At 63.4% G+C, this 21801-nt stretch carries 18 protein-coding genes; 12 read left to right on the forward strand and 6 right to left on the reverse strand.

Translation table 11 applies throughout. The features are described from left to right. Positions 1-64: 64 nt before the first annotated feature. A complete protein-coding gene (gene rhlB / locus HU772_RS04455) occupies positions 65-1531 on the reverse strand; it encodes an ATP-dependent RNA helicase RhlB (protein ID WP_186660270.1) in 1467 nt (488 codons plus the stop codon). A 92-nt stretch (positions 1532-1623) separates the two neighbouring features. Further along, positions 1624-2280: an alpha/beta hydrolase gene (locus tag HU772_RS04460; RefSeq protein WP_186660272.1), complete on the reverse strand. Its 657-nt coding sequence runs from the start codon at positions 2278-2280 to the stop codon at positions 1624-1626. A gap of 334 nt (positions 2281-2614) precedes the next feature. Between HU772_RS04460 and HU772_RS04465 the strand changes: the two genes are divergently transcribed. The 4 genes from HU772_RS04465 (at position 2615) to HU772_RS04480 (ending at position 6772) form a co-directional block, all read left to right on the forward strand. Next, positions 2615-3643 (forward strand): amino acid ABC transporter substrate-binding protein, encoded by a 1029-nt coding sequence (locus HU772_RS04465; RefSeq protein WP_134691124.1) that lies wholly within the window; start codon positions 2615-2617, stop codon positions 3641-3643. Positions 3644-3710: 67 nt separating this feature from the next. Next, a complete protein-coding gene (locus HU772_RS04470; protein WP_186660274.1) occupies positions 3711-4889 on the forward strand; it encodes an amino acid ABC transporter permease in 1179 nt (392 codons plus the stop codon). A gap of 10 nt (positions 4890-4899) precedes the next feature. Continuing rightward, entirely contained in the window at positions 4900-5997 is a 1098-nt protein-coding gene (locus HU772_RS04475) for an amino acid ABC transporter permease (protein WP_186660276.1), read from the forward strand. 10 nt (positions 5998-6007) lie between these two features. After that, positions 6008-6772 (forward strand): amino acid ABC transporter ATP-binding protein, encoded by a 765-nt coding sequence (locus HU772_RS04480; RefSeq protein WP_011535571.1) that lies wholly within the window; start codon positions 6008-6010, stop codon positions 6770-6772. Between the two features lie 188 nt (positions 6773-6960). Here the strand turns inward: HU772_RS04480 and algW are convergent, their stop codons facing one another. Beyond that, entirely contained in the window at positions 6961-8121 is a 1161-nt protein-coding gene (algW, locus tag HU772_RS04485) for a Do family serine endopeptidase AlgW (protein WP_186660278.1), read from the reverse strand. Between the two features lie 300 nt (positions 8122-8421). Between algW and HU772_RS04490 the strand changes: the two genes are divergently transcribed. The 4 genes from HU772_RS04490 (at position 8422) to cysN (ending at position 12818) form a co-directional block, all read left to right on the forward strand. Next, positions 8422-9180 (forward strand): Nif3-like dinuclear metal center hexameric protein, encoded by a 759-nt coding sequence (locus HU772_RS04490; RefSeq protein WP_186660280.1) that lies wholly within the window; start codon positions 8422-8424, stop codon positions 9178-9180. Positions 9181-9500: 320 nt separating this feature from the next. Next, positions 9501-10418: a sulfate adenylyltransferase subunit CysD gene (cysD, locus tag HU772_RS04495; RefSeq protein ID WP_011535568.1), complete on the forward strand. Its 918-nt coding sequence runs from the start codon at positions 9501-9503 to the stop codon at positions 10416-10418. A 103-nt stretch (positions 10419-10521) separates the two neighbouring features. Further along, positions 10522-10863 carry a four helix bundle protein gene (locus HU772_RS04500; protein ID WP_186660282.1) on the forward strand — a complete coding sequence of 114 codons (342 nt, stop codon included), beginning with the start codon at positions 10522-10524 and terminating at the stop codon, positions 10861-10863. Positions 10864-10916: 53 nt separating this feature from the next. Beyond that, positions 10917-12818, forward strand: coding sequence for a sulfate adenylyltransferase subunit CysN (gene cysN, locus HU772_RS04505; RefSeq protein WP_186660284.1), 1902 nt, complete (start codon positions 10917-10919; stop codon positions 12816-12818). 140 nt (positions 12819-12958) lie between these two features. Here the strand turns inward: cysN and HU772_RS04510 are convergent, their stop codons facing one another. Next, on the reverse strand, positions 12959-13930 hold the full coding sequence (locus HU772_RS04510; protein WP_217858722.1) for an IS110 family RNA-guided transposase: 972 nt from the start codon (positions 13928-13930) through the stop codon (positions 12959-12961). A gap of 283 nt (positions 13931-14213) precedes the next feature. After that, positions 14214-14693 (reverse strand): Lrp/AsnC family transcriptional regulator, encoded by a 480-nt coding sequence (locus HU772_RS04515; RefSeq protein WP_186661599.1) that lies wholly within the window; start codon positions 14691-14693, stop codon positions 14214-14216. Between the two features lie 127 nt (positions 14694-14820). Between HU772_RS04515 and HU772_RS04520 the strand changes: the two genes are divergently transcribed. Together HU772_RS04520 and mdeB are read left to right on the forward strand one after the other, a co-directional pair. Next, positions 14821-16017: a methionine gamma-lyase gene (locus HU772_RS04520; protein ID WP_186661597.1), complete on the forward strand. Its 1197-nt coding sequence runs from the start codon at positions 14821-14823 to the stop codon at positions 16015-16017. Positions 16018-16041: 24 nt separating this feature from the next. After that, positions 16042-18732: an alpha-ketoglutarate dehydrogenase gene (gene mdeB, locus HU772_RS04525; protein WP_186661595.1), complete on the forward strand. Its 2691-nt coding sequence runs from the start codon at positions 16042-16044 to the stop codon at positions 18730-18732. A gap of 420 nt (positions 18733-19152) precedes the next feature. Here the strand turns inward: mdeB and HU772_RS04530 are convergent, their stop codons facing one another. Next, positions 19153-19590 (reverse strand): Z-ring associated ZapG family protein, encoded by a 438-nt coding sequence (locus HU772_RS04530; RefSeq protein WP_186661594.1) that lies wholly within the window; start codon positions 19588-19590, stop codon positions 19153-19155. A 135-nt stretch (positions 19591-19725) separates the two neighbouring features. Here HU772_RS04530 and HU772_RS04535 point away from each other — a divergent pair, with 135 nt between their 5' ends. Together HU772_RS04535 and HU772_RS04540 are read left to right on the forward strand one after the other, a co-directional pair. Beyond that, the gene (locus tag HU772_RS04535; RefSeq protein ID WP_186661592.1) at positions 19726-20361 is read left to right on the forward strand and encodes an alpha/beta hydrolase; all 636 of its coding nucleotides are present in this window, start codon (positions 19726-19728) and stop codon (positions 20359-20361) included. A gap of 25 nt (positions 20362-20386) precedes the next feature. Further along, complete coding sequence (locus tag HU772_RS04540; protein WP_186661591.1) at positions 20387-21736, forward strand: tryptophan--tRNA ligase; 1350 nt, start codon at positions 20387-20389, stop codon at positions 21734-21736. The last annotated feature ends 65 nt before the right edge of the window (positions 21737-21801 follow it).

Genomic DNA, 21801 nt, shown 5'->3' on the forward strand with positions numbered 1-21801 from the left:
GTGTGCCTTAAGGCCTGCACAGTACCTGTGGGAGCGGGTTTACCCGCGAAGAAGCCACCGCTGATCAATGATGCTTGCGCGGCACCGGCTTCAACAGCTCGTCCGGCGGCATCTCGCATTTGATCTTGCGCCCTAGCAGCTCCTCGATTGCCGGCAGTTGGTAGGAGTCGTCCTCACCGGCAAAGCTGATCGACACCCCGCTGGTGCCTGCGCGGCCGGTACGGCCGATACGGTGCACGTAGTCGTCCGGGTCTTCCGGCAGGGTGAAGTTGATCACGTGGCTGATGCCATCGATGTGGATGCCACGGCCGGCCACGTCGGTGGCCACCAGCACGCTGATGCGCCCCTCGCGGAAATTCTCCAGGGTACGGATGCGCTTGTGCTGCGGCACGTCGCCCGACAGCTGGGCGGCGTTGATGCCGTCGCGCACCAGTTTTTCCTCGATGCGCCGCACCTCGTCCTTGCGGTTGGCGAACACCATCACCCGTTCCCACTTGTTCTGCGTGACCAGGTTGTACAGCAGCTTGTACTTGTCGCTGCCGGCCACCGCATAGACGTGCTGTTCGACGGTTTCGCTGGCCACGTTCTCCGGCTCGATCTCGACGATGGCCGGGTTGGTGGTCCACTGCTTGGCCAGGTTCATCACATCGTCGGTGAAGGTGGCGGAGAACAGCAGGGTCTGGCGTTCGCTCTTCGGCGGGGTCTGGCGGATGATCTGCCGGACCTGGGGAATGAAGCCCATGTCGAGCATGCGGTCGGCTTCGTCGAGCACCATCACCTCGACCATGTCCAGGTGCACCTCGCCGCGCTGGTTGAAGTCCAGCAGGCGGCCCGGGGTGGCCACCAGGATGTCGCAGTGGCGCGCCTCGAGGGCCTTGAGCTGTTTGTCGAAGTCCATGCCGCCGACGAAGCTCATCACGTTCAGGCCGCTGTACTTGGTCAGGGCCTGGGCATCCTTGGCGATCTGCACCACCAGCTCGCGGGTCGGGGCGATGATCAGCGCCCGCGGCTCGCCCATGTAGCGCTCCTTGGGCGGTGGCGTCTGTTGCAGCTGGGAAATGATCGAGATCAGGAACGCGGCGGTCTTGCCGGTGCCGGTCTGGGCCCGGCCGATGGCGTCCTGGCCACGTAGGGTGTAGCCGAGTACCTGGGCCTGGATCGGAGTGCAGTAGGGGAAGCCGAGGTCGTGGATGGCATGCATCAGCTCGTTGGAGAGCTTGAAGTCGTGGAAGCGGGTCTTGCCTTCCTGCGGTTCGACCACGAAGTCCTCGGGCTTCCACAGGCTGGCCTGGGGCTTGGGTTTGCGCTCGCGGCGTGGCTTGTCCTTGGCGGGCTGTTCTGCGCGCGGCTGCTCGGCCGGTTGGGGCTCGGCCTTTGGCTTGGGCGCGGGTTTGGGCCTGGGGCTCTTGTGTGTCGGGGCCTGGGCGACAGTCGGTTGCGCGGCCGGGGCGGCCTGGGGCACGGCGACGGGCTCGGCGGCCTGTGGCGCGGCGTCTCCCTTGGCGAATATTTTCTTGAGTGCCTTGAGCACGGTCGTCTCGTCAACTGGTTAAGGAATGTACGCCGGGCAGTGTAATGCAAGAATCGGGCGCGGCGTAGTGGAATGCACGGTGGGCTACAGGCTCACTGCAACTGGCGGCTCAACCAGTCGTGGATGTCGTTGAGCTCCTCGACCACCACCTCGTGCTCCATCGGGTATTCGTGCCAGCGCGCGGCCACGCCCCAGGTATTCAAGTACTCGAACGCCGTGCGCCCCATCGACGGGATCACCACCGGGTCGTGCACGCCATGCAGGCAGAGGGCCGGAGTGCGTTGCTGGCAGGCGCTCAACTGCAGGCCGTCGCTGAAGGTCGGGGCGTAGGTCGACAGGGCGATCACCCCGCCCAGCGCTTCCTGCCACTTTATATAGGCGGTGTGCAGCACCACGGCGCCGCCCTGGGAAAACCCGGCGAGGAAGATGCGCGACAGGTTGATGCCCTTGGCCTGCTCGTCCTTGATCAAGGCGATGACCTGGTCGGCGGACGCTTCCAGTTGCGCTTCGTCGATGGCTCGCGCCGGGGTCATGGCCTTGATGTCGTACCAGCTGGGCATTTCATAGCCGCCATTGATGGTCACCGGACGTGTGGGGGCCTGGGGCATGATGAAGCGGGTGCTGAGCAGGCGCTCCTGCATGAATTCCGCTACCGGTAGGAAGTCGTAACGGTCGGCTCCCAGGCCATGCAACCAGATCACACAGGCGTCGGCGGTTTTCTGCGGTTCGAGAATCAGCGGTTGGGTCATGACTGCTCCGAAAGAGGGCTTGTGTATCGATCGAGTGCGTAAAAAACAGGCGCTGGACGTCGATGCCAGTAAAAGGATGTCGCAACTCTACAACTTTTCAGACTTGACGAGCGTTTTCTCGCTTCGCCGCCAGACTGTGGTACGCGCTTTGCTATGTCCTTGGTATGCGCAGGGGTGGCCCATCGCGGTAACACCCCTCGTATGGATAGAAGGCTGTCATAGAACAGCCCATTGCGCCATTGACCCAATAACAAGCCAACCAGGGGTCGGATGCGCCTCATAAGGGTGCGGTGCAATTCCGGCTCATACAACAAGAGCGATTTGGAGGTTGTTGATGAAGATGTTGAAAACCACGCTGGCAGTCCTGACCGCCGCCGCCGCGCTGGGCGCCACCAGTTTCGCCCAGGCCGGCGCCACCCTCGATGCGGTGAAAAAGAAGGGCTTCGTCCAGTGTGGCGTGAGCGACGGCCTTCCAGGCTTCTCGGTGCCTGACGCCCAGGGCAAGATCGTCGGTATCGACGCCGACGTCTGCCGCGCCGTGGCCGCCGCGGTGTTCGGTGACGCCACCAAGGTCAAGTTCAGCCAGCTCAACGCCAAGGAGCGCTTCACTGCGCTGCAGTCCGGCGAAGTCGACGTGTTGTCGCGCAACACCACCTGGACCAGCTCGCGTGATGCTGGCATGGGCCTGGTGTTCGCCGGTGTCACCTACTACGACGGCGTCGGATTCCTGGTCAACAAGAAGCTCGGCGTTTCCAGCGCCAAGGAGCTCGATGGCGCCACCATCTGCATCCAGGCCGGCACCACCACCGAGCTGAACGTCTCGGACTTCTTCCGCGCCAACAACCTCAAGTACACCCCGATCACCTTCGACACCTCCGACGAGAGCGCCAAGTCGCTGGAATCCGGGCGCTGCGACGTGCTGACCTCGGACAAGTCGCAGCTGTTCGCCCAGCGCTCCAAGCTGGCCGCGCCGACCGAGTACGTGGTACTGCCGGAAACCATCTCCAAGGAGCCCCTGGGCCCGGTGGTGCGCAAGGGCGACGAGGAGTGGTTCAGCATCGTCAAGTGGACCCTGTTCGCCATGCTCAATGCCGAAGAGGCCGGCATCACCTCGAAGAACGTCGAGGCCGAGGCCAAGTCCACCAAGAACCCGGACAACGCCCGCTTGCTGGGTGCTGACGGCGAGTACGGCAAGGACCTCAAGCTGCCCAAGGACTGGGTAGTGCAGATCGTCAAGCAAGTCGGCAACTATGGCGAAGTGTTCGAGAAGAACCTGGGCCAGAGCACCGACCTGAAGATCGACCGTGGCATGAACGCCCTGTGGAACAACGGCGGCATCCAGTACGCGCCACCGGTGCGCTGATGCTTGCACCCCGCGGCGGCATCCTGCCGCCGCGGGTCGTTCGAATCCCTTCTTTTCGGGGCACTTCATGCAAAATCAAATCGGCGCACGGAAAGGGTTTTCCCTTAGTGATCCACGTGTGCGCGCGTGGCTGTTCCAGATCGTCACGGTGGTCTTCGTGGCGGGCCTGGGCTGGTACCTGTTCCACAATACCCAGACCAACCTGCAACACCGGGGTATCACCTCGGGCTTCGATTTCCTCGAGCGTAGCGCCGGCTTCGGCATCGCCCAGCACCTGATCCCCTATGTGGAATCGGACAGCTACGCGCGGGTGTTCGTCATCGGCCTGCTCAACACCTTGCTGGTGACCTTCATCGGCATCATCCTGGCCACCTTGCTCGGCTTCGTCATCGGCGTGGCGCGGCTGTCGCCGAACTGGATGATCAACAAGCTGGCGACCGTATATGTCGAGACCTTCCGCAACATCCCGCCGCTGCTGCAGATTCTGTTCTGGTATTTCGCGGTGTTCCTGACCCTGCCGGGGCCCCGGGGCAGCATCAATATCGAGGACACCTTCTTCATCAGCAACCGCGGCCTGAACATGCCTGGAGCCTCGATGGCCGAAGGGTTCTGGCCGTTCGTGGTGGCGCTGGGGCTGGCGATCGTCGCCATCGTGCTGATGGTGCGCCATGCCAACAAACGCTTCGATGAAACCGGCGAGCCGTTCCACAAGTTCTGGGTCGGCTTGTTGCTGTTCATCGGCATCCCCGGCGTGTGCGCGCTGCTGTTCGGCAGCCCGGTGCACTGGGAAGTGCCGCAGCTCAAGGGCTTCAACTTCGTCGGTGGCTGGGTGCTGATCCCCGAGCTGCTGGCCCTGACCCTGGCGCTGACCATCTACACCGCGGCGTTCATCGCCGAAATCGTGCGCTCCGGCATCCGTTCGGTCAGCCACGGCCAGACCGAGGCGGCCCGCTCGCTCGGCCTGCGCGAGGGCCCGACCCTGCGCAAGGTGATCATCCCCCAGGCACTGCGGGTGATCATTCCGCCGCTGACCAGCCAGTACCTGAACCTGGCGAAGAACTCGTCGCTGGCGGCCGGCATCGGCTACCCGGAGATGGTCTCGCTGTTCGCCGGTACCGTGCTCAACCAGACCGGCCAGGCCATCGAGGTGATCGCCATCACCATGAGCGTCTATCTCGCCATCAGCATCAGCATTTCGCTGTTGATGAACTGGTACAACAAGCGCATTGCGCTGATCGAGCGGTGAGGGTACTTCCGTGACAGCCCATGTTTTCAAACCCGACATGCCGCCACCGGTGAAGACCGTTGGCGTGCTCGCCTGGATGCGGGCCAACCTGTTTTCCAGCTGGCTCAACAGCCTGCTGACGCTGTTCGCCCTGTACCTGGTGTGGCTGATCGTGCCACCGCTGGTGCAGTGGGCGTTCATCGATGCCAACTGGGTCGGTACCACCCGCGCCGACTGCACCAAGGAGGGCGCCTGCTGGGTGTTCATCCAGCAGCGCTTCGGCCAGTTCATGTACGGCTACTATCCGGCGGAATTGCGCTGGCGCGTCGACCTCAGCGTGTGGCTCGCCGTGCTCGGCGCCGCGCCGCTGTTCATCAAGCGCTTCCCGCGCAAGGCGGTGTATGGCCTGGGCTTCCTGGTCCTGTACCCGGTGCTTGCCTACACCCTGCTGCACGGCGGCTATCTGGGCCTGGCCACGGTCCAGACCAGCCAGTGGGGCGGCCTGATGCTCACGTTGGTGATCGCCACTGTCGGCATCGTTGGTGCGCTGCCATTGGGCATCCTGCTGGCGCTGGGGCGGCGCTCGAACATGCCGGCGGTGAAGGTGGTCTGCGTCACCTTCATCGAGTTCTGGCGCGGTGTGCCGCTGATCACCGTGCTGTTCATGTCGTCGGTGATGCTGCCGCTGTTCCTGCCTGAGGGCATGAGCTTCGACAAGCTGCTGCGGGCGATGATCGGCGTGATCCTGTTCCAGTCGGCGTACATCGCCGAGGTGGTGCGCGGCGGCCTGCAGGCCATCCCCAAGGGCCAGTACGAAGCCGCCGCGGCCATGGGCCTGGGCTACTGGCGGGCGATGGGCCTGGTGATCCTGCCGCAGGCGCTCAAGCTGGTGATCCCCGGCATCGTCAACACCTTCATCGCCCTGTTCAAGGACACCAGCCTGGTGATCATCATCGGCCTGTTCGACCTGCTCAACAGCGTCAAGCAGGCCGCGGCCGACCCGACCTGGCTGGGCATGGCGACCGAGGGCTATGTGTTCGCCGCCCTGGTGTTCTGGATTTTCTGTTTCGGTATGTCCCGCTACTCCATGCACCTGGAGCGCAAGCTGGACACTGGCCACAAGCGTTAGGAGTTTCGAAATGAGTGAAGCGATCAAGCAGCCTGCCGGCCCCGAAGGCATCATCCAGATGCAGGGCGTGAACAAGTGGTACGGCCAGTTCCATGTGCTCAAGGACATCAACCTGAACGTGCGCCAGGGCGAGCGCATCGTCCTGTGCGGGCCGTCGGGCTCGGGCAAGTCGACCACCATCCGTTGCCTCAACCGGCTGGAGGAACACCAGCAGGGGCGCATCGTCGTCGATGGCGTGGAGCTGACCAACGACCTCAAGCAGATCGAGGCGATCCGCCGCGAGGTGGGCATGGTGTTCCAGCACTTCAACCTGTTCCCGCACCTGAGCATTCTCGAGAACTGCACCTTGGCGCCGATGTGGGTGCGCAAGATGCCGCGGCGCAAAGCCGAGGAAATCGCCATGCACTTCCTCGAGCGTGTGCGCATTCCCGAGCAGGCGCACAAGTACCCAGGGCAGTTATCGGGCGGCCAGCAGCAGCGGGTGGCGATTGCCCGGGCCTTGTGCATGAAGCCGAAGATCATGCTGTTCGACGAACCGACCTCGGCGCTGGACCCGGAAATGGTCAAGGAGGTGCTCGACACCATGGTCAGCCTGGCCGAGGACGGCATGACCATGCTCTGCGTGACTCACGAGATGGGCTTTGCCCGCACCGTGGCGAACCGGGTGATCTTCATGGACAAGGGGGAGATCGTCGAGCAGGCGGCGCCGGACGACTTCTTCGACCGGCCGCGCAGTGATCGGACCAAGCTGTTCCTGAGCCAGATCCTGCATTGATGCAATCGGGGCCGCCCCACCGGGGCGGCTGACTTGGTCCCTGTAGGAGCGGCCTTGTGTCGCGATGGGGCGCGTAGCGCCCCCGGGATCTCAGCTTCGCAGCACATTTTGCCGGGGCCGCGTAGCGGCCCATCGCGACACAAGGCCGCTCCTACAGGGACCGCGCATAAGGTTCACCCTGTGTTGGTTTACTTCTCTTCCTTCGTGGCCACCGGCGCTGGCGGCGGTCGCAGCCCCACCTCGGCCACCAGCTTCAGCTGCTGCCCGTTACGCACCACCTCGATGGTGATCTTCTCGTTGGGCTTGATCCGCGCCACCTGGTTCATCGACTTGCGCCCGTCACCAGCCGGTTCGCCATTGATGCTCAGGATCACGTCACCCAGCTGCAACCCCGCCCGCGCCGCCGGGCCATCACGGAAGATCCCGGCGACGACGATGCCCGGGCGCCCCTGCATGCCGAACGACTCGGCCAGTTCCTGGCTCAGCGGCTGCACTTCGATGCCCAGCCAGCCACGAATCACCTGGCCATGCTCGACGATCGACTTCATCACCTCCAGCGCCAGCTTGACCGGGATGGCGAAGCCGATGCCCTGGGAACCGCCGGACTTGGAGAAAATCGCCGTGTTGATGCCGACCAGGTTGCCGTTGGCATCCACCAGGGCACCGCCGGAGTTGCCCGGGTTGATCGCAGCGTCGGTCTGGATGAAGTCTTCGTAGTTGTTCAGGCCCAGCTGGTTGCGGCCGGTGGCGCTGATGATGCCCATGGTCACGGTCTGGCCGACGCCGAACGGGTTGCCGATGGCCAGGGTGACGTCGCCGATATGAATGCTGTCGGAGCGACCGATGGTGATCGCCGGCAGGTTCTTCAGGTCGATCTTGAGCACCGCCAAGTCGGTTTCCGGGTCGCTGCCGATCACCCGGGCCAGGGTCTCGCGGCCGTCCTTGAGGGCCACGACGATCTGGTCGGCGCCGCTGGTGACGTGGTTGTTGGTCAGCAGGTAGCCTTCCGGGCTCATGATCACCGCCGAGCCCAGGCTCGACTCCCAGCGCCGCTGCTTGGGCAGGTTGTCGCCGAAGAAGCGGCGGAACTGCGGGTCTTCGAACAGCGGGTGGGCGCTCTTGTTCACCACCTTGGTGGTGTACAGGTTGACCACGGCGGGGGCGGCCAGGGTCACCGCGTCGGCGTAGGACACCGGGCCCTGCATGATCTTCGTGGTTTGCGGGGCCTGCTGCAGGTTGACGTCCTGGCTGGGCAGGCCGACCCATTGCGGGAAGCGCTGGATGATCAGCAGGGCGATCAGCACGCCGGTGAGCAGGGGCCAGCCGAAGTAACGCAGAGCCTTGAACATGAATGAATCCTGGGAATAGGGCGGGGGCCATGTCAGTTCGGCCCGGAGCGAGCGCGCGCGATCATACACGTGAAAAAGTCGATCGGCACGGTCGAAACCGCGGTGGCTGCTTCGTGGGTAAACCCGCACCCACAGAGATCACACCGACCCTGTGGGAGCGGGTTTACCCGCGAATGGCGACGCCGCAGGCTTGGCCCCAGGCAACTGCCGCCGGTTTCCCCGAAGCCGGCGACGGCCCATAATGGCGGCCATTATAGGGCCTCGCGCCCAGCCGCAACGCCGAATTCGAGGAGATTTTTCATGGCCGTCGCCCTCAATACCCTGGTCGAGGAAGCCGAGCGCTACCTGGGCAGCGCGAAGATCCCGGACTATTGCCCCAATGGCCTGCAGGTCGAGGGCCGCCCGCAGGTCAGCCGTATCGTCAGTGGCGTGACTGCCAGCCAGGCGCTGCTGGACGCGGCGGTCGACGCCGGGGCCGACCTGGTGCTGGTGCACCACGGGTATTTCTGGAAAGGCGAGAACCCGTGCATCACCGGCATCAAGCAACGCCGCCTGAAAACCCTGCTCAAGCACGACATCAGCCTGCTGACCTTCCACCTGCCGCTGGATGTACACCCGGAGGTGGGCAACAACGTGCAGCTGGCGCGCCAGCTGGACATCACCGTCGAAGGTCCGCTGGACCCGAACAACCCCAAGGTGGTCGGCCTGGTCGGCTCGTTGGCCGAACCGCTGTCGGTGCGCGATTTTGCCCGGCGCGTGCAGGAGGCCCTGGGCCGCGAGCCGTTGGTGGTCGAGGGTGAGCAAATGATCCGTCGGGTCGGCTGGTGCACTGGCGGCGGCCAGGGTTATATCGACAACGCCATTGCCGCCGGGGTCGACCTGTTCATCAGTGGCGAGGCCTCCGAGCAGACCTTCCACAGCGCCCGGGAGAACGGCATCAGCTTCATCGCCGCCGGTCACCACGCCACTGAGCGTTATGGTGTGCAGGCATTGGGTGATTACCTGGCGCGGCGCTTCGCGGTCGAGCACCTGTTCATCGATTGCCCGAACCCGATCTGATCCACCGCAAGCGGCGGATATGCTTTCCTGTAGGAGCGGCCTTGCCGAGGCGTCGGACCGGTCGGAAAGGGCTGCAAAGCAGCCCCGGCGATCTATGCATCAACGCTGAAATCCTGGGGCTGCTGCGCAGCCCTTTCCGACCGGTCCGACGCCTCGGCAAGGCCGCTCCTACAGGGATCTCGCATGGCCCAAACCCCTGGTCATATCGTTAGATTGTTTCGATCTAGGCGGCCTCCTAAATAGAATCAGGTGCTGTGATAAAGTGGCTCGCTCGAACACGGCCCGCAGGCCGTCCATAAGATCGTTTTTCGTGAGTAGCCATGGTCGACAATCTGACGCACTTGAAACAGCTGGAGGCGGAGAGCATCCACATCATCCGCGAGGTGGCCGCCGAGTTCGACAACCCGGTGATGCTGTACTCGATCGGCAAGGATTCCGCGGTCATGCTGCACCTGGCGCGCAAGGCGTTCTTCCCGGGCAAGCTGCCGTTCCCGGTGATGCACGTCGACACCCAGTGGAAGTTCCAGGAGATGTACCGCTTCCGCGACAAGATGGTCGAAGAGATGGGCCTGGAGCTGATCACCCACGTCAACCCCGAGGGTGTGGCGCAGGGCATCAACCCCTTCACCCATGGCAGCTCCAAGCACACCGACATCATGAAGACCCAGGGCCTGAAGCAGGCGCTGGACAAGCATGGCTTCGACGCCGCCTTCGGTGGTGCGCGCCGCGACGAAGAGAAGTCGCGGGCCAAGGAGCGGGTGTACTCGTTCCGTGACAGCAAGCACCGCTGGGACCCGAAGAACCAGCGCCCGGAGCTGTGGAACATCTACAACGGTAAGGTCAACAAGGGCGAGTCGATCCGCGTGTTCCCGCTGTCGAACTGGACCGAGCTGGACATCTGGCAGTACATCTACCTCGAAGGCATCCCGATCGTGCCGCTGTACTTCGCCGCCGAGCGCGAAGTGATCGAGAAGAACGGCACCCTGATCATGATCGATGACGAACGCATCCTCGAGCACCTCAGCGACGAAGAGAAGGCGCGCATCGTCAAGAAGAAAGTGCGTTTCCGTACCCTCGGCTGCTACCCGTTGACGGGCGCTGTCGAGTCCGAAGCCGAAACCCTGACGGACATCATCCAGGAAATGCTCCTGACGCGAACGTCCGAACGCCAGGGCCGTGTCATCGACCATGATGGCGCCGGTTCCATGGAAGACAAAAAACGCCAAGGCTATTTCTAAGCTTCAAGTTACAAGCGGCAAGCTGCAAGACAGAAGCGGAGCGAGTAGTTTCTGATTTTTGTGGACTGCCGCCTGCACTGCGGGCGCACAGGGAGCACCTGCAGTGGATTTTGAGAAGTTGCTGGTTTGGCAGAGAAGCAAAAATTTAGCCGTTGAGATGTATCTAGCATTTGCTGACTGCCGGGATTTTGGATTCAGGTCTCAAATTACCCGTGCGGCGGTTTCGGTTCCTTCCAACATAGCTGAGGGAATGGAGCGCAGAGGGAGGCGAGAGAAAGCATGGTTCCTGAGCGTGGCGAAAGCATCCTGCGCAGAGTTGCGGACTCAACTGATCATCGCCGGTGAAATTGGTTATTTGCCTACTGAGTTAGCTAACGACTGGATTTCTGAAACCCGTGAGCTCTCCAGAATGCTTGCAGGTTTGATCAACAAAATTTCTAACTAGTTGTACGCCGACAAGCTTGCTGCTTGAAGCTTACAGCTTGGAGCTCGAATGCAATGAGTCACCAATCCGAACTGATCAGCGAGGACATCCTCGCCTACCTGGCCCAGCACGAGCGCAAGGAACTGCTGCGCTTCCTCACCTGCGGCAACGTGGACGACGGCAAGAGCACCCTGATCGGGCGCCTGCTGCACGACTCGAAGATGATCTACGAGGACCACCTCGAGGCCATCACCCGCGACTCGAAAAAGTCCGGCACCACCGGCGAGGAAGTCGACCTGGCGCTGCTGGTCGACGGCCTGCAGGCCGAGCGTGAGCAGGGCATCACCATCGATGTCGCCTACCGCTATTTCTCCACCGCCAAGCGCAAGTTCATCATCGCCGACACCCCGGGCCACGAGCAGTACACCCGCAACATGGCCACCGGCGCGTCCACTTGCGACCTGGCGATCATCCTGGTCGACGCCCGCTACGGCGTGCAGACCCAAACCCGTCGGCACAGCTATATCGCCTCGTTGCTGGGCATCAAGCACATCGTCGTCGCGGTCAACAAGATGGACCTCAAGGGCTTCGACGAGCAGGTCTTCGAGTCGATCAAGGCCGACTACCTGAAGTTTGCCGAGGGTATCGACCTCAAGCCGTCGAGCCTGCACTTCGTGCCGATGTCGGCGCTCAAGGGTGACAACGTGGTCAACCGCAGCGAGCGTTCGCCGTGGTACACGGGTCCGGCGCTGATGGAAATCCTCGAAACCGTCGAGATTGCCGGTGATCGCAATGTCACCGACCTGCGTTTCCCGGTGCAGTACGTCAACCGCCCGAACCTGAACTTCCGCGGCTTCGCCGGTACCATCGCCGGTGGCGTGGTGCACAAGGGTGATGAGATCGTCGTGCTGCCATCGGGCAAGAGCAGCCGGGTCAAGTCCATCGTCACCTTCGAAGGCGAGCTGGAGAACGCCGGCCCAGGCCAGGCGGTCACCCTGACCATGGAAGACGAGATCGACATCTCCCGCGGCGACCTGCTGGTGCATGCCGACAACGTGCCGCCGGTGACCGACCAGTTCGACGCCATGCTGGTGTGGATGGCCGAGGAGCCGATGCTCCCGGGCAAGAAATACGACATCAAGCGTGCCACCAGCTATGTGCCGGGCTCGATCGCCAGCATCACCCACAAGGTCGATGTGAACACCCTCGAGCAAGGCGCTGCCAGCGCGCTGCAACTCAACGAGATCGGCCGGGTCAAGGTCGCCCTGGACAGCGCCATCGCCCTGGACGGCTACGACAGCAACCGCACCACCGGCGCGTTCATTGTCATCGATCGCCTGACCAATGGCACCGTGGGTGCCGGCATGATCATCGCTCCGCCGGTTCTGCCGCACGGCAGCACCGGCCAGCACGGCAAGCTGGCCCATGTGTCCACCGAGGAACGTGCCCTGCGCTTCGGCCAGCAGCCGGCTACCGTGCTGTTCAGCGGCCTGTCCGGCGCCGGCAAGAGCACCCTGGCCTATGCCGTGGAGCGCAAGCTGTTCGACATGGGCCGCGCGGTCTATGTGCTCGATGGTCAGAACCTGCGTCACGACCTGAACAAGGGCCTGCCGCAGGACCGCGCCGGTCGTACCGAAAACTGGCGCCGCGCCGCCCATGTGGCGCGCCAGTTCAACGAGGCCGGCCTGCTGACCTTGGCCGCGTTCGTCGCCCCGGATGCCGAAGGCCGCGAACAGGCCAAGGCGCTGATCGGCAAGGAGCGTCTGGTCACTGTCTATGTGCAGGCCTCGCCACTGGCGTGCCGCGAGCGTGATCCGCAGGGGCTGTACGCCGCTGGTGGTGACAATATCCCGGGCGAGAGTTTCCCGTTCGATGTGCCGCTGGATGCCGACCTGGTGATCGATACCCAGTCGGTCAGTGTCGATGAAGGTGTGAAGCTGGTGTTGGATGTGTTGCGTCAGCGTGGCGCGATCTGATCCGTACCTTGCATGAAAAACCCCGCTTCGGCGGGGTTTTTTGTTTGGTTCGGGAGAGCTGGGGCTGCTATGCAGCCCTTTCGCGACACAAGGCCGCTCCTACAGGCGATCGCGTTCCCCCGTAGATACCGTCTTGACTCTCACCCCGCAAGAGGGATTTTGGGGTCAAACGGTATCCCCGACTTCACCACCCCGTAAACCAGGTGCAGCAGCTTGCGCATCGCCGCGCAGACGATCTGTTTGTAAGCTTTGTGCCGGCTGCTCAACCGCTCTGCCAGTTCCTTCACAACAGGGTTATGTCTGATTGAGACAGTGCCTGACATCCACAAGCCTGCACGCAGCCTTGAGGCGCCTGTACGCGAAATAGTGCTCTTACCTATGAACTCTCCCGATTGCTGCACCACTGGGTTTAAGCCTGAAAACGCGACAATCGCAGAAGGGCTTTGGTATTTCAGTGGATCGCCCAGTTCGGCGAGCAGCAACGTAGCAGTGGTGTCACCCAAACCATCAATCGAGGTAATCAGCTCACGTCGCTTGCGCAGGTCTGGATCATCATCGATCGTCTGCTCGATGGCCTTCCTGGTCTTTTCCAGCTCTTCGTTGATGTGCCCGATTACGTCTTGAATCGACTGCTGTACCGCATCTAGTGCGACATCCAAACGATTCTGCTCCATCTGGCGCATTTCCTTGAGGTCGTCCAGTCGCCGCACCAGAGCACGCAAGCGGCGCTGCGCAGGGGGCTCAGGCTCCCACTGGCGAAGCGAGACAGCCTTTTGTTGGCCATAGGCAGCAATGACTTTGGCGTCAGCCTTATCTGTTTTGACGCGCCGAAGCTCCACGTCAGCGAATTTCGCAATCACCGCCGGGTTCAGAATGCACACCCGATAACCTTGGTTGTGACAGTGCTCGGCCAGCGCTTCGTGATAGATGCCTGTAGCCTCCATAACAATCCAGGCGCCTGGTTCAGCATGGCGCTCAAGCCAGTCGCTAAACTGCCTGAACCCTCCAGGATCATTGGACAGCTTGGCTTTGGTGCGCATCTTGCCATTGGGGAGCGGGATGGCAATGTCGAAAGATTTTTTGGCGACATCAACGCCAACAAAGACGGACATGATCTCCTCCTTCAAACTACGAAAGTCGATCACCCTACACTCAGTTCAACCTTGTTAATGCGTGCTCACGCCGGGGGCGGGCACTAGATACCGTTCGAACTCGTCGAGTGGGGTTGGAAGACCAGAGCGTTATCTACAGTGCGGGCTTGATGCCCTTGGAGCGGCTCTGCTTCAAGGCCTTCCCTCGATGATCAGTCGAGAACTTTCGCCTCTAGGGAGGCGAAAGTCGAGATACAAGGAGCGGCCTTGTGTCGCGAAAGGGGCGCGGAGCGCCCCCAAGATGCTAGATATGTTTCTCGGACACCGGAATCACCCGCCGCTCCTTCACTGCCTTGTACGAAAAACTCGAGTAAATCTCCTTCACCCCCGGCAACCGTTGCAGTACCTCCCGGGTGAATTCCCCAAACGACTCCAGGTCCCGCGCCAGGATCTCCAGCAAAAAGTCATAGCGCCCGGAAATGTTGTGGCAAGCGACGATCTCGGGGATCTCCATCAGCCGCCGCTCGAACGCCAGGGCCATCTCCTTGGTGTGCGAATCCATCATGATGCTGACGAAGGCAGTCACGCCAAAGCCCAGCGACTTGGGCGAGAGGATGGCCTGGTAACCGGTGATGTAGCCGTTGTCTTCGAGTAGCTTGACCCGCCGCCAGCAGGGCGAGGTGGTCAGGGCGACCTGGTCGGCGAGTTCGGAAACGGTCAGGCGCGCATTGTCCTGCAGGGCGGCGAGCAGGGCGCGGTCGGTGCGGTCGAGCGACGAAGGCATATATTGCCCTCCAGGTTTTGTTTTTGTTGTTTTTCTTTCAATAACAGCAGGCGAACGTGGGCAACTTTGGAAAAAACGCTGGAGCCCGGTGGCATAAGCTTATAGCAAACCACAAGAGGCTGTTGCCATGCGCGACTCCAACAACAACACCGGTTTTTCCACGCGGGCCATCCATCACGGCTATGACCCGCTGTCCCATGGCGGCGCGCTGGTGCCGCCGGTCTACCAGACCGCCACCTATGCCTTCCCCACCGTCGAGTATGGCGCCGCCTGCTTTGCCGGCGAACAGCCCGGGCACTTCTACAGCCGCATTTCCAACCCGACCCTGGCCCTGCTGGAGCAGCGCATGGCCTCGCTCGAGGGCGGCGAGGCCGGGCTGGCCCTGGCCTCGGGCATGGGCGCGATCACGGCCACGCTCTGGACCCTGCTGCGTCCGGGCGACGAGCTGATCGTCGGCAGTACCCTGTATGGCTGCACCTTCGCCTATCTGCATCACGGTATCGGCCAGTTCGGGGTGAAGATCCGCCATGTCGACCTTAACGACATCCCGGCGCTGAAGGCGGCGATCACGGGGAAGACGCGGATGATCTACTTCGAAACCCCGGCCAACCCCAACATGCAACTGGTGGACATTGCCGCGGTGGCCGCGGCGGCCCGTGGCCATGACCTGAGCATCGTGGTCGACAACACCTACTGCACGCCTTACCTGCAGCAGCCTCTGACGCTAGGCGCCGACCTGGTGGTGCATTCGGCCACCAAGTACCTGTCCGGCCATGGCGACATCACCGCCGGCCTGGTGGTCGGGCGCAAGGCGCTGGTTGAGCGCATCCGCCTCGAAGGCCTCAAGGACATGACCGGCGCAGTACTGTCGCCCCACGATGCCTCGCTGCTGATGCGCGGTATCAAGACCCTGGCCCTGCGCATGGACCGCCATTGCGCCAATGCCCGGCAGGTCGCCGAGTACCTGGAGCGCCAGCCTCAGGTGGAACTGTTGCACTACCCAGGCCTGCCGTCCTTCCCGCAGTACGCGCTTGCCCAGCGCCAGATGCGCCTGCCGGGCGGAATGATCGCCTTCGAACTCAAGGGCGGCATCGAGGCCGGGCGCCGTTTCATGAACGCCCTGCAGCTGTTCAGCCGGGCGGTGAGCCTGGGCGACGCCGAGTCGCTGGCCCAGCATCCGGCTAGCATGACCCATTCCAGCTATACCCAGGCAGAGCGCGCCGAGCATGGCATCTCGGAAGGGTTGGTACGGCTTTCGGTGGGCCTGGAGGACATCGACGACCTGCTGGCCGACATTGCCCAGGCCCTGAAGGCCTGTGCCTGAACCGCCACGGACGAGGCTTGCACGATGGTAGCAATGATGAATCCGAACGAGCCGCTGACGGCCCTGGACGATGCCCTGGACAGTGACCCCGGCGAAACGGCGGAATGGTGCGAGGCGCTGGCGTCGACCCTGGCGCACTGCGGGCCGGCGCGCGCGCGGTATCTGTTGCAGCGCCTGCAGGCCCATGCTTTGGAATTGGGGCTGGAGCGTGAGGCCCAGGCTTTTTCGGCCTACCGCAACACCCTGCCGGTGGAGCAGCAGGGCGCCTACCCCGGCGACCTGGAGCTGGACGAGCGGATTACTGGCATCCTGCGCTGGAACGCGCTGGCCATGGTGGTGCGCGCCAACCACGCCTATGGCGAGTTGGGCGGGCATATCGCCAGCTACGCTTCGGCGGCGGAGATCTTCGAAGTTGGCTTCCAGCATTTCTTCCGCGGCGAGGGCGACGGGCCGGGCCGCAGCGCCGACCTGGTGTTCTTCCAACCGCACTCGGCGCCGGGCATTTATGCCCGGGCGTTTCTCGAGGGGCGCCTGAGCGAGCAGCAATTGGCCAACTACCGCCAGGAAGTCACGGGCAACGGCCTGTGCTCTTATCCACACCCCTGGTTGATGCCCGACTTCTGGCAATTTCCCACCGGCTCCATGGGCATCGGCCCCCTCAATGCGATCTACCAGGCGCGTTTCATGCGCTACCTGCAGCACCGTGGCCTGGTGGATACCTCGCAGCGCCACGTGTGGGGCGTGTTCGGCGATGGCGAAATGGACGAGCCGGAGTCCATTGCCGGTCTGACCCTGGCCGCCCGCGAACAGCTGGACAACCTGACCTTCATCGTCAACTGCAACCTGCAGCGGCTGGATGGCCCGGTGCGCGGCAACGGCCAGATCATCCAGGAACTGGAAGCGCTGTTCAGTGGCGCTGGCTGGAACGTGATCAAGGTGCTGTGGGGTTCGGAGTGGGACCCGCTGTTCGCCCGCGATCACGAACACGCGCTGCTGCGTCAGTTGGCGGCGACCCCGGATGGCCAGTTCCAGACCCTCGGCGCCAAGGACGGCAGCTACAACCTCGAGCACTTCTTCAAGCAGAACCCAGCCTTGCAGCGGCTGGTGGCGCACATGAGTACCGACGAGATCAACGCGCTCAAGCGTGGCGGCCATGATTTTCGCAAGCTGCACGCCGCCTACTCCGCCGCCAAGGCGTGCAAGGGCCGGCCTACGGTGATCCTGGCCAAGACCAAGAAAGGCTATGGCATGAGCAGTGCCGGTGAATCGCGAATGACCGCGCACCAGGCCAAGAAGCTGGACGTGCAGGCGTTGCTGGCGTTTCGCGATCGTTTTCGCCTGCCGCTGTCGGACCAGGCGGTGGAGCAGTTGCAGTTCTATCGCCCGGCCGAGGACAGCCCGGAGATGCGTTACTTGCGCCAGCGTCGGGCAGCCCTGGGTGGCCCGCTGCCAAAGCGGCGCGCCGACTGCATGACCCTGCCCTTGCCGGATCTGCACGCCTTCGCCGGCTTTGCCTTGCACGCCGAAGGCAAGGAAATGTCCACCACCATGGCCGCCGTGCGCCTGCTGGGCAATTGGTTGAAAGCGCCGGGCCTGGGGCCGCGGGTGGTGCCGATCGTCGCCGACGAGGCGCGCACCTTCGGCATGGCCAGCCTGTTCCGCCAGATCGGTATCTATGCGCCCCAGGGGCAGCGCTACGAGCCCGAGGATGCTGGCTCGCTGCTGGTCTACAAGGAGGCGCGTGACGGCCAGTTGCTGGAGGAAGGCATCACCGAGGCCGGGGCGCTGTCGTCATGGATCGCCGCCGCCACGGCCTACGCGGTGCACGGCGAGCCGATGCTGCCGGTGTACATCTATTACTCGATGTTCGGCTTCCAGCGGGTTGGCGACCTGATCTGGGCCGCCGCCGACCAGCGTGCCCGCGGGCTGTTGCTGGGCGCCACCGCCGGGCGCACCACCCTGGGTGGGGAAGGGCTGCAGCACCAGGATGGCTCGAGCCTGGTGATGGCCGCGATGGTACCCAACTGTCGTGCCTGGGACCCGTGCTTCGCCGGCGAACTGGCGGTGATCCTCGACCATGCCGCACGGCGCATGCTGGTGGAGCAGCGCGACGAATTCCACTATGTGGCAGTGATGAACGAAAACTATCCACAGCCGTCGTTGCCCGATGGCGTGCGGGAGGCCGTGTTGCGTGGCATGTATCTGTACACCCGGCAGCAGGCGCGCAGCCCGCGCGGCCAGGTGCGCTTGTTGGGCTCGGGCGCGATCCTGCGCGAGGTGATTGCCGCCGGCGAGTTGCTGGCGAACGACTGGCAGGTCGATTGCGAGGTGTTCAGCGTCACCAGTTTCAGCGAGCTGGCGCGCGATGCCCGAGATGCACGGCGTGTTGCGCTGACGGGGGGCGAGGAAGACTGTCACCTGCGCCGCTGCCTGCCCGGCGATGCGCCGGTGATCGCGGCGAGCGACTATGTGCGTGCCTGGCCGCAATTGATTGCCGAGTATGTGCAGGCGCCGTTCGTTTCCCTGGGGACCGATGGTTTCGGACGCAGCGATACGCGCCAGCAGTTGCGGCGATTCTTCGAGGTCGACCGGCATGCCGTGGTGTTGGCGGCGTTGTACAGCCTGATAGGTCAAGGCGTGTTGGCGGCAGAGGTGCTGGCACAGGCCAGGGAGCGCTACGGGGTCGGCGAGGAGCGCGCGGCCTGGTATCGGTAACAGGTTGGCAAGATTACCTGTGTGGGTGCATGCTCTGAGGTCGGCGCGGTCCCTGTGGGAGCGGCTTCAGCCGCGAACACCGGCACAGCCGGTGCCAGACACCGCGTCGCCTTCTTCGCGGGCAAGCCCGCTCCCACAGGATAAGCGCGAAACCTGAGATCCGTGCGGTCGCTGTGGGAGCAACTGTCTTGCTCAATTGCTAAAGCTAGCGCGATCCCTGTGGGAGCGGGCTTGCCCGCGAATACCGGCGTAGCCGGTGCCAGGCACCGCGTCGCTTGCATCGCGGCGGTTCGGCGCCCCGATAAACCCGCTCCCACAGGGGCCTGCTAAATCGATGAGCGATGAGCTTCGGCTATGCCGGTAAATGGGCCGGTCGCCCACAAAAAAGGCCTCTTTCGAGGCCTTCTTCATATCATCGACTCAACGCTTGAGCCCGTAGCTCTCGTCGAGCATGCCCGGCGAGTTCGGTGCCTTGGGCGCATAGTCGCGTGGCACTTCGGCGGTGTCTTTCGGCGGCGTCAGGCGGTCGCGTGGGCCTTGCGCCGCTTCCGAGTGCAACGTGGCCAGCAGGCGCTGGCGGGTCAGCTCGTCCAGGGCCAGGCGATTGGCGCCATCGGCCAGGTGGTCCTGGACGTCCTGGTAGCTCTGGGTCAGTTTCTTGACCAGCGAAGCGGTGCTGTTGAAGTGGGTCACCACTTCATTCTGGTAATTGTCGAAACGCTGCTGGATGTCATCCAGTTGGCGTTGGGTATTGCTCGGTGCCGCATTGGGCAGCAGGCGGGCCAGCGCGAAACCGACGACGACACCGACAACCAGGGCCAGGGTCGGCAGCAACCAAACAAGGAGCGAGTGTTCCACGAGTCCTTCCTCTATAAACGGCTTTGCTTTACGTTAACGGCTCAGACCTGCGCTGTATACCGCGAGCGATCGCAAATCAGAACAGAATTCCTCAGCTAGACGAGTCGACCCTCCTCGAGGTCACGGAGTAGTGCCTTGCTTATCCGCGAAACACCTTTGTTCATCGATGGCCCCCGCGGCCCGCTGGAAGCCTTGTACCTGGACGTGGCCGATGCCCGTGGCGCGGTGCTGATCTGCCACCCCAACCCGGTCCAGGGCGGCACCATGCTCAACAAGGTGGTTTCGACCCTGCAACGCACGGCCCGTGATGCCGGCTACGTCACGCTGCGCTTCAACTACCGTGGCGTTGGCCAGAGCGCTGGCAGCCATGACATGGGCGCGGGCGAGGTAGATGATGCCGAGGCGGTGGCGGCCTGGCTGCGTGAACAGCACCCCGAACTGCCGCTGGTGTTGATGGGCTTCTCCTTCGGTGGTTTCGTCGCCACCAGCCTGGCCGGGCGCCTTGAGGCCAAGGGCGTCGAGCTGCAACAGCTGTTCATGATCGCCCCGGCGGTGATGCGCCTGACTGAGCAGTTCCCTCTGCCCGAACGCGCCAGGCTCACTATCATTCAGCCGGACAGCGACGAAGTGGTCGCCCCACAGTTGGTCTACGACTGGTCCGATGCCCTGTCGCGCCCCCATGAGCTGCTGAAAGTGGCAGAATGCGGACACTTCTTCCATGGCAAGCTGACCGATCTGAAGGATCTGCTGCTGCCGCGCCTTTCGAACTGAGCCAAGCCTGAATAAGCGAACACCCATGACCACGCGCATCCTCACCGGTATCACCACCACCGGCACCCCGCACCTGGGCAACTACGCCGGCGCCATCCGCCCGGCCATCCTCGCCAGCCAGCAGCCCGGTGCCGACTCGTTCTACTTCCTGGCCGACTATCACGCCCTGATCAAGTGCGACGACCCGCTGCGCATCCAGCGCTCGCGCCTGGAAATCGCCGCCACCTGGCTGGCCGGCGGTCTGGACCCGGACAAGGTGACCTTCTACCGCCAGTCCGATATCCCCGAGATTCCCGAGCTGACCTGGCTGCTGACCTGCGTCGCCGCCAAGGGCCTGCTCAACCGCGCCCACGCCTACAAGGCCTCGGTGGACAAGAACGTCGAGGCCGGCGAAGACCCGGACGCCGGCGTGAGCATGGGCCTGTTCAGCTACCCAGTGCTGATGGCCGCCGACATCCTGATGTTCAACGCGCACAAGGTGCCGGTCGGTCGCGACCAGATCCAGCACGTGGAAATGGCCCGCGACATCGGCCAGCGCTTCAACCACCTGTTCGGCCAGGGCAGGGACTTCTTCGCCCTGCCCGAGGCGGTGATCGAAGAGACCGTGGCGACCCTGCCGGGCCTGGACGGGCGCAAGATGTCCAAGAGCTACGACAACACCATCCCGTTGTTCACCAGCGCCAAGGACATGAAGGACGCGATCTCGCGCATCGTCACCGACTCGCGCGCCCCGGGCGAGGCGAAGGACCCGGACAACTCGCACCTGTTCACCCTGTTCCAGGCGTTCTCGACGCCGGCGCAATCCGCCGAGTTCCGCGACGAGCTATTGCAGGGCCTGGGCTGGGGCGAGGCCAAGCAGCGCCTGTTCCAGCTGCTTGACGGCCAGCTGGCCGAAAAGCGCGAGCACTATCACCAACTGATCGCGCGTCCGTCGGACCTGGAAGACATCCTGCTGGCCGGCGCCGCCAAGGCCCGCAAGATCGCCACGCCGTTCCTCGAGCAACTGCGCGAGGCCGTGGGCCTGCGCTCGTTCCGCACGGCGGTGCAGGCTACCGGCGAAGTGAAGAAGAAAGCCGCCAAGACCGCCCGTTTCGTCAGCTTCCGTGATGAGGACGGCAGCTTCCGTTTCCGCCTGCTGGCCGCCGATGGCGAGCAGTTGCTGCTGTCGCGCAGCTTCGCCGATGGCAAGAGCGCCGGTGCGGTGAGCAAGCAGTTGCAGCAAGGTGGTGAAGCGGATGTGCGCGTCGAAGGTCTAGGCTTCAGCCTGTGGCTGGCGGGTGAGCAGGTTGCCGAGGGGCCGCAGTTCGAGGCCGCCGAGGCCCGTGACGCGGCCATCGCGAGCCTGCGCGAGGCCCTGGCGCCTCAGCAGGACTGATACGCCTGCAGGGGATGTGGTGCGCATATTCATTGCAGGTAATGAGGCAAGTGGTCGCATGTATC

The sequence above is a fragment of the Pseudomonas xantholysinigenes genome (assembly GCF_014268885.2).
Lineage (GTDB): Bacteria > Pseudomonadota > Gammaproteobacteria > Pseudomonadales > Pseudomonadaceae > Aquipseudomonas > Aquipseudomonas xantholysinigenes.

Bases quoted from the DNA above. Each gene is read 5' to 3' on its own strand.
- HU772_RS04460 (WP_186660272.1), bottom strand. From the start codon at position 2,280: ATGACCCAACCGCTGATTCTCGAACCGCAGAAAACCGCCGACGCCTGT.
- HU772_RS04465 (WP_134691124.1), top strand. From the start codon at position 2,615: ATGAAGATGTTGAAAACCACGCTGGCAGTCCTGACCGCCGCCGCCGCG.
- HU772_RS04470 (WP_186660274.1), top strand. From the start codon at position 3,711: ATGCAAAATCAAATCGGCGCACGGAAAGGGTTTTCCCTTAGTGATCCA.
- HU772_RS04480 (WP_011535571.1), top strand. From the start codon at position 6,008: ATGAGTGAAGCGATCAAGCAGCCTGCCGGCCCCGAAGGCATCATCCAG.
- algW (WP_186660278.1), bottom strand. From the start codon at position 8,121: ATGTTCAAGGCTCTGCGTTACTTCGGCTGGCCCCTGCTCACCGGCGTG.
- HU772_RS04490 (WP_186660280.1), top strand. From the start codon at position 8,422: ATGGCCGTCGCCCTCAATACCCTGGTCGAGGAAGCCGAGCGCTACCTG.
- cysD (WP_011535568.1), top strand. From the start codon at position 9,501: ATGGTCGACAATCTGACGCACTTGAAACAGCTGGAGGCGGAGAGCATC.
- cysN (WP_186660284.1), top strand. From the start codon at position 10,917: ATGAGTCACCAATCCGAACTGATCAGCGAGGACATCCTCGCCTACCTG.
- HU772_RS04510 (WP_217858722.1), bottom strand. From the start codon at position 13,930: ATGTCCGTCTTTGTTGGCGTTGATGTCGCCAAAAAATCTTTCGACATT.
- HU772_RS04515 (WP_186661599.1), bottom strand. From the start codon at position 14,693: ATGCCTTCGTCGCTCGACCGCACCGACCGCGCCCTGCTCGCCGCCCTG.
- HU772_RS04520 (WP_186661597.1), top strand. From the start codon at position 14,821: ATGCGCGACTCCAACAACAACACCGGTTTTTCCACGCGGGCCATCCAT.
- mdeB (WP_186661595.1), top strand. From the start codon at position 16,042: ATGGTAGCAATGATGAATCCGAACGAGCCGCTGACGGCCCTGGACGAT.
- HU772_RS04540 (WP_186661591.1), top strand. From the start codon at position 20,387: ATGACCACGCGCATCCTCACCGGTATCACCACCACCGGCACCCCGCAC.